This window comes from Alteromonas sp. 14N.309.X.WAT.G.H12, assembly GCF_036697315.1.
In the GTDB taxonomy this organism is placed as follows: Bacteria; Pseudomonadota; Gammaproteobacteria; order Enterobacterales; family Alteromonadaceae; genus Alteromonas.
Window position 1 is genome coordinate 1 of record NZ_JBAHZB010000119.1, and the last position, 7,524, is coordinate 7,524.

General features: G+C 45.8%; 6 protein-coding genes and 2 pseudogenes. 2 read left to right on the top strand and 6 right to left on the bottom strand.

Features of this window, described 5'->3' with window-relative positions; translation table 11 throughout:
* A pseudogene (locus V5298_RS18055) lies at window positions 1-214 on the top strand (hypothetical protein); the annotation flags it as partial.
* A 17-nt stretch (window positions 215-231) separates the two neighbouring features.
* On the opposite strand, the gene V5298_RS18060 reads toward V5298_RS18055, so the two are convergent.
* On the bottom strand, window positions 232-1,143 hold the full coding sequence (locus V5298_RS18060; RefSeq protein ID WP_332932831.1) for a DUF350 domain-containing protein: 912 nt from the start codon (window positions 1,141-1,143) through the stop codon (window positions 232-234).
* Window positions 1,144-1,243: 100 nt separating this feature from the next.
* Here V5298_RS18060 and glnE point away from each other — a divergent pair, with 100 nt between their 5' ends.
* Window positions 1,244-4,135 (top strand): bifunctional [glutamate--ammonia ligase]-adenylyl-L-tyrosine phosphorylase/[glutamate--ammonia-ligase] adenylyltransferase, encoded by a 2,892-nt coding sequence (glnE, locus tag V5298_RS18065; RefSeq protein ID WP_332932824.1) that lies wholly within the window; start codon window positions 1,244-1,246, stop codon window positions 4,133-4,135.
* Window positions 4,136-4,211: 76 nt separating this feature from the next.
* Here glnE and V5298_RS18070 read toward each other — a convergent pair whose 3' ends face one another.
* The 5 genes and pseudogenes from V5298_RS18070 to V5298_RS18090 form a co-directional block, all read right to left on the bottom strand.
* Window positions 4,212-4,826: a TcpQ domain-containing protein gene (locus V5298_RS18070; protein WP_332932825.1), complete on the bottom strand. Its 615-nt coding sequence runs from the start codon at window positions 4,824-4,826 to the stop codon at window positions 4,212-4,214.
* Window positions 4,827-4,931: 105 nt separating this feature from the next.
* The gene (gene lpxL / locus V5298_RS18075; protein ID WP_332932826.1) at window positions 4,932-5,861 is read right to left on the bottom strand and encodes an LpxL/LpxP family Kdo(2)-lipid IV(A) lauroyl/palmitoleoyl acyltransferase; all 930 of its coding nucleotides are present in this window, start codon (window positions 5,859-5,861) and stop codon (window positions 4,932-4,934) included.
* A 148-nt stretch (window positions 5,862-6,009) separates the two neighbouring features.
* Entirely contained in the window at window positions 6,010-6,267 is a 258-nt protein-coding gene (locus V5298_RS18080; protein WP_332932827.1) for a DUF3081 domain-containing protein, read from the bottom strand.
* A 76-nt stretch (window positions 6,268-6,343) separates the two neighbouring features.
* Complete coding sequence (locus V5298_RS18085) at window positions 6,344-6,901, bottom strand: outer membrane beta-barrel protein (protein WP_332932828.1); 558 nt, start codon at window positions 6,899-6,901, stop codon at window positions 6,344-6,346.
* Window positions 6,902-6,916: 15 nt separating this feature from the next.
* Window positions 6,917-7,524 (bottom strand): annotated as a pseudogene (locus tag V5298_RS18090) (hypothetical protein); the annotation flags it as partial.

Sequence of the window (7,524 nt, forward strand, 5' to 3'; positions counted from 1 at the left end):
ATTAAAAGGCGGCGCCAAAGCCTTAAAAGGAAAAGGCCCAGTACAACTGCGATGGATTGCCAGCACATTGGGTAAAAGTCAGGCGCTTAAAACCGAATATCAATTAAAACGCCTATCTCGACAGCAAAAAAACGCCCTTATTAGGCACGGAAAAACACCGTTAACCGCACCATTTGACGATACACTGGTTTGCACTACCTTTGATTTAGCTTAACCTTGGGCTATCTAAACTCAGGCTAGAAATTCAAGCACACCGTTAACAATAAGCGCAATTCCAATACTTAAAGTAAGCTCTAGGCACGCCACCCCGATATTGTGCTGTTGATCCACTTCTAAACGATAGTTTAAACCAAACAAAATGATTTTTTTGCTAATGGTGACCAGTACCAGCAATGCCAAAGACAATACGATCCCCACAATCAGCCATCCAGTGACATTACTCACATACCCTGAAGGATGATAGGTAAGCAAATAGCTTGCAGATGAAACAATCATGGCAATGCCTAGCAGGTTCCCCGCATGTTCCACCGCCAGCGCTAACTGACCTTTGCGCAACGCCCCCTGAAAAGAATCATTTTGATTGTCTCTGGCATAACGTATTTCATACACCCGGGTCATCATTAACAAGAGACACAACACGACGGTGAACCCGGTGACGATGGCAATCAGGGCATTCATGTCACTGCCATCGACCCACAACACCATACTGCGTAAAATAATTGCGCTGGAAATTAAGCTTGCAGCATCCACCAGCGCAACACTGACAACACGTTCAGAAATTAATCCTTCTGTATCCAGCCTGTTCAGTACGATCTTATCGTGAGCAAAACGGCCAAACTTCACCAAGACAATCCCCACTAAGCCAAAGGTCACCATGCCAATCGCGGCATTGACATAACCTTGTCCCACGTGACGCCCCACCACTGAGCCGAGAACGATACACAGTGATAGCATGCCACCGGCTGTACTGATTCCAAAGGCAAAATTATCCTGTACAGCCAGCACCTCAGCCACCGAATGCTTTCGAAACGCACCGGCTAACCATTTCATTACCATCAGCAGCAACAGCGCCAAACTGATGTCAATAACAAGGTATATCCACAAATCATGGGGCAAAGGTGTGAGTTTAACGAGCGCTTCCATTAGCAAACTCTCCGGAAATAAATAAAAACGGTAAGATTGAATACCACCAATATTTTGTGCCAGACTCTGTACAAGTAACTGATTGACGGTCATGCACATTATGCCTACGACGGAAATAAAAAACAGGATTATTAGACAAAAGGGTGAAGCTTATTGGTCACAACTGTCCGACGAACACCCGTCGCTACAAGCCTTCAGCGATAAAAAAGACACCTTTAGCGAAATACTCGGCAGCAGTGAATTTCTTTTCCGCCATTTTTTGCAACACCCCCAATGGTTTGAAACTTGCCTAAACGATGAACACTTGCCCCTAACCCCAGAGGAATATCAAGCCCGGCTTTTGCCCACGTTGAACGGGGCTGATGAAAACACGCTACACCAAGCGCTAAGGCGGTTTCGTCATGAGTACATGGTACGCATCGCATGGCGAGATTTAAGTGGCCAGCAGCCGATTAGTACCTCCCTCGTTCAAGTTTCTGCCCTTGCCGATGCCCTGATAATGGGGGCGTATCAAACCCTTTATCAGCAACTGTGTCGCCAATACGGCACGCCGGAAGGTGAGCATGGTCCTCAGCCCATGCTTATTTTGGGCATGGGAAAGCTTGGCGGAAAAGAGCTCAATTTTTCCTCAGACATTGATTTGATTTTCGTATATCCAACGAAAGGGGAAACCGCTGGAGCCAGAAAGCCATTAGAAAACCAGCAATTTTTTATCCGACTGGCACAAAAACTCATCAGTGCCCTGAATAAAATCACCGTAGACGGACAGGTATTTAGGGTAGATATGCGCTTGCGACCTTTTGGTGAAAGCGGCCCACTGGTGATGCATATGGCCTCCTTTGAAGATTACTACCAGGAACAAGGGCGGCACTGGGAACGGTTCGCTATGGTGAAGGCCCGAGTACTGAATGAGCCCTCCCCTTACCGGGATATGATTGAAGATATTCTAAAACCCTTTACATACCGTCGCTATCTCGACTTCACCACCATCGATTCGTTACGGGAAATGAAACAGCTCATTGCCAGTGAACAACGCCGAAGACAGCTTAAAGGTAATATTAAACTCGGTACTGGCGGTATACGGGAAGTAGAATTCTTTGCCCAGAGTTTTCAGCTTATTCATGGTGGTCGGGAGCCCTCCTTACAAGTGAAAGGATTACGGGAAACCCTTGATGCCATAAAGGCCCTGGACCTAGCCAGTAGTGATGAAATCGACACACTCTATGACGGCTATCTGTTCCTGCGTAAGGCCGAGCACACCCTGCAGCAAATGAATGATGAACAAACCCAACTGTTACCCGAAGATCCCTTTCGTCAGCAGGTATTAGCCGCTGCACTAGGGTTTGCCGATTATCCACAATTTGTTGACGGGTTAAATACGGTTACTCACACCATTCATGATATGTTCCGAGATCTGATTGACACCACGGAAGATTCCCATGATGACGACGATACCATGTTTAAACGCTGTTGCGATGCTTGGCATCTCACCTTGGATGAAGCGGAATTCAAAGCCCTATTGAGCCCACCACTGAGTGATGCCGACTGCGCCATTATCTTTCAGCGCTTAGCGGAATTTAAAGGAAAATTAAGTCACACCCGCTTAGGTCAGCGAGGTGCCGACTCCCTCAATAAATTAATGCCTGAAGTGCTTTACCAATTAGTGGAGCAAACCCCGGACAAAACCCGTCAAACCCTCACCCGCTTGTTAAATGTTATTTCCGCCATAACCGGACGTACAACCTATCTGGATTTGTTGCTGGAAAACCCGGACGTACTTAAGCAACTGATCAAATTATGTGATCGCAGTGAATGGATTGCCGAGCAAATTCAGCGCTTCCCACTGCTCCTTGATGAATTGCTCACACCGCTGTATTTACAACAACAAAATACTAATATCAGCCAAAGCAGGGACATATACCAAGACGAGTTACGTCAGGCACTGTTACGTATTGAGCCTCAGGATGTGGAATTGGTTATGGACGCCTGGCGACAGTTTAGGCTATGCCAACAATTGCGTATAGCAGCCAGCGACATCAGCGGCTCCTTACCCATTGCCTGTGTCAGTGACAAACTTACCGCCCTAGCCGAAGTCATTATAGAAAGCGTACTGACCCATGCCTGGCAACAAATAACGGAAAAATATGGTAAACCGACTCACCTTACTGACGAGCACAAGGGTTTTGCCGTTATCGGCTATGGCAAACTAGGCGGATATGAACTGGGATATGGATCCGATCTGGATTTGGTGTTTGTTCACAACGCCCCTAGCGACAGCACCACAGACGGGAAACGCCAGCTGGGCGCGTCCCAATTTTATATCAAGTTAGCCCAACGTATGATGCATTTGCTCAATACAAAAACCCTGTTTGGTCAGTTGTATGAAACCGATCTACGACTACGTCCATCAGGCAATGCGGGCTTATTGTGTTGTCACATTGATGGCTATGAAAAATACCAACGTGAAGATGCCTGGACATGGGAACACCAAGCATTGGTTCGTGCCCGTGGGATCACCGGAGAACCCACACTACTGAGCCGCTTTGAGGACATCAGAAAACACATACTATGCCTGCCCAGAAATGTGGCAACCTTGAAACAGGATGTGAGTGCCATGCGGGAAAAAATGCGCACGCACCTGTTAAATCACAGTGATGAGGGAATAGATTTAAAACAGTGTAGTGGCGGCATTACCGATATTGAGTTTATGGCGCAGTTTTGGGTACTCAGTTGGGCAAATCGTCACCCCGAAATCACCGACTACCCCGATAATTTGCGTATTCTGGCGCAAGCAGACAAACTGGGCATCATTAACCCGGGCGATGCTAAAACCCTTCAATCGGCCTATTTAACACTGAGAAATCACTATCATCAGCTGACATTGGCCGATCATCGTTTTGCCCATCACTCAAAAGAACTCGACGAGACCCGCCAAGCGGTGAGTGATATATGGCAGCACATTATAGAAGAAAAGGAAGCCACCAATCCTTAGACGTGTAACAAACCGGTGAGGCGAAGGTATTGGGTGTACTTCGCCTTAGGTTTGCCGCTCAAACAAAAACCAGGCGTTAATTCACCACCGTACAATTTTTTAGCAAAAAGTCGGTCTCCTTGTACGTGACCACCAGGGTACGCTGGGAAGGACACACATAGGTTTTCACCGTTTTTTCGAAGTTAGAATCAATGGCTTTGGCTATTTCTGACAGAGAACCCACAATGGTATTATCCAACTGAAAGTGATATTTGATCACGAAATCCTGCTCTAGATCCCAAATCACTTGCATCCCCTCTGACTGCGCGTAATTACTTATGGCTTCTCGTAAGGTGTTGCCCGGTTTAAAACTACGATATTTGTGCTCGCCCACCCAGTCTTTATCTGCAGGTTTAAAACTGCTGGACATGTTTGCCAGTTGTTCATCCAGACTTTGTCCATTGTTGTCCAAATCTAGAACAAAATCACTGCTCTCGTCTTCAATGGGGTCCGTAGAAGACATCCTGTATTCGCGATAGAAATTGCTTAACCCTTGAGAGACAGATTTTTCTTTGGTTGCTCCTTCGGGCACCGGCGCCGAGGCATTTTTTTTATACAGAAAAATGATAATGACAGCGATGATCACCAAAGCGAGGGCAAGACCTAAGTGTTTTGCCCAAAAAACGACGTCAGACTGGGTATTCTTTGCCATATCCTATTTCCATCACTCCATTATACTTACCTACTATAAATCAATATCAGCAGATTTGATAACGCCGTTTGATTACGCCAGTTCGAGACATAATTTGTGAACTATCTATTGGTACAAAGAGGGTGCCGATTTATCTGGCCGGGTTTTAAATCGTTTGTGCATCCAAAGATAACTTTCAGGCTGTTCATTCACCGCCGCTTCAATTTTTTGATTTAATAGGGTTAAAGCCGGAATGTCATCGAGGGTGCCCAACGCCTCAAGGGGCGGATAAAATTTCACCTTGTAACCGGAAGCCGTAAACTGAGAAGTGATCATAATAGGTACTGCTTTTGTCCGCCGCACAAACATTAAGGTGGCCGTGGTGGTGGCCGTATCTTTAACTCCGCCAAAGGGGACAAAAATACTTTGTCCACGCCCATAATCCTGATCCGGCAGATACAGGCACAGTTCCTTATTATCCAAGGCCGCTAACAGTGCCCGGGCATTGCGTTTATGGATCATGTATTTGTTCGATCGAGCACGGCCATGATATTGCAGGTAATCCATTAACGGATTATCGTGCTTACGATAAAAGGCAATGGAAGGGTGGGTATACCCTAACCCGCGACAGGCAATTTCAAGATTCATGTTATGTAGCGCCATGCCAAATACGCCCCGGCCTTGAGATAGCGCCGCTTCCACATGTTCATAGCCTTCAATCACTACGTGTTTTTTTACCCGCCAAGCAGGCCACCACCACCCCATGCCGGTTTCAAATAAGGCCATACCAGCACACCGAATATTGGCTTTCAATAATGCCTCGCGCTGGGCCTCATCCATATTGGGGTACATCAGTGCAAAATTGGTTCTGGCCACCTTGATACGTTTTGGCACTAAAAGCGCAATAAGCTTTCCGGCTCCAGCGCCAAGCAGACGAATAATGGGAAAGGGAAGCCACAATAAGAGATACAGTACGGCGACGCCTAGCCAAACGCCCCAGTACTTCGGGCCTAAATAGGAAAGTTTAAATTCAGGGGGCTTAATTTCAACAGACAAAAATTTCTATTCCTGGGGGTGACTTGGCCGCTATTGTACCTATTTGTACGTCCTTAGCCTACCGGCTTAAACCGAATTTCTTTCGGTTTTGACGCGCAAAACGGTTTGCTTTTTAGCTTTAGTTGGCCGCCTAAGTTCCCGATCACTGTCAGTACTTTTGATCGATTTCTTTGAGCTTTTTTTCAAATTGCTCGAAGGCAGACTCAGAAGGGTAGTCATAATGATATTGATTATGAAAACCAAACTGTAGTTTCACCTGCGCATCTTCGACAAAAAGGGTATAACCATCGAGATCAGTAAAGGCCACAATACCGTTCAATCGGTATTTGTCATCAGTTTTACGGCCTTCTTGACGGATTTTATCGAATACCCGTAACAAAAACTTGCTGTCTAAATCGTTCTTCATTCTTCCTCACCCATTAACGCGTTATGTTTATTTGTACCGTTAAACCTGTGTAGAAGATTACTTTTCACTGAGGTTATTAATTAAAATTATAACGGAAACCAATACTCACAAGGCTAGCTTCAAAATCGTGTTCACCGCGAAGATACAGCCCTTCTACTCGAATCATACTGTTAAAACCAACATGATAATCGAAACCTAAACCAACCATCCCTGCGATAATACCTTCATCATAGGCACAGAGGTTATTGGTGGCGTTATCAGATACCGTACACAAGCTATCCTCACTGGTATCATCCTGATAACCTTGGATATCTGCGTCCATCACGCCCAATTTGTAGTAGAGTTCACCGTCCATATTCGCGGCTTTTCCCAACAGCGCCAGATAAAGCCCTTCAGCTTCAATGGTATCTAAGCCGTCTTGCTCATCGATGAGGTTAAGGTAACCCCCTTCCACATACCATTGATCACTGAATTGATGCCCTAATGCCAAGCTGTAACCCACTTTGCTGTTATCGGCTTGGCTAAATTCCACATCTGCATAGCCCACACTGGCAATACCATACATGCGTTCGACTCCCTGAGCCCCAAAACAAGCCAGTGAAAGGCAAGCGGCGGTAAATATTCCTTTATTCATTGTCATGTCTCTCTATTAGAAAAAATATTCCAAGGCGACCTGAACATGATCGTCCCGTCGCATATACCAAAAGGTATCATCTGTATCATTGGATGAGAAAAAGTAGGCATCCACTTTCCAGCGCCAATTGTCAGTCATACGACTGGATGATTCGATAAATGCACTGTAGGTCTCACTGTTATCTAAATCTTGAATAAATCCAGTTAAGATTTCAGTGCCGTCAATGTCATTCCATATCCAACGTAAACCGAGCATAAGATCATTTTGACCGGTGGCAAAAAAGTTATCTTCACGCTCATCAAATTGATATTCCATCAAAAAACCCAGGTCATAGGCGGTGTTAAACACGCCAACCGTGGTGCGTTCAAATCCAGCAACCGCCGCGGCAAAATCTTCACTCTGGCCTGTTCGATAAATCCCCTCAAACTTAAGTAACCATGCCCCCTGCACTTTTAATATATCCACACCATATTGTTGAATTTGTGCGTAATAAGGTTGGATAACCAGTTCGCCATTTTCATCAAAGTGCTGCAACAACTCAGGTTCACGGGATGTACCGTCGAAATAAGACAATCCCATTTCCCAGTCACCTAAGGAGTGCTGCCAGCGCAGGGCATAATCGA

Bases quoted from the DNA above. Each gene is read 5' to 3' on its own strand.
- V5298_RS18060 (WP_332932831.1), bottom strand. From the start codon at position 1,143: ATGGAAGCGCTCGTTAAACTCACACCTTTGCCCCATGATTTGTGGATA.
- glnE (WP_332932824.1), top strand. From the start codon at position 1,244: ATGCCTACGACGGAAATAAAAAACAGGATTATTAGACAAAAGGGTGAA.
- V5298_RS18070 (WP_332932825.1), bottom strand. From the start codon at position 4,826: ATGGCAAAGAATACCCAGTCTGACGTCGTTTTTTGGGCAAAACACTTA.
- V5298_RS18080 (WP_332932827.1), bottom strand. From the start codon at position 6,267: ATGAAGAACGATTTAGACAGCAAGTTTTTGTTACGGGTATTCGATAAA.
- V5298_RS18085 (WP_332932828.1), bottom strand. From the start codon at position 6,901: ATGAATAAAGGAATATTTACCGCCGCTTGCCTTTCACTGGCTTGTTTT.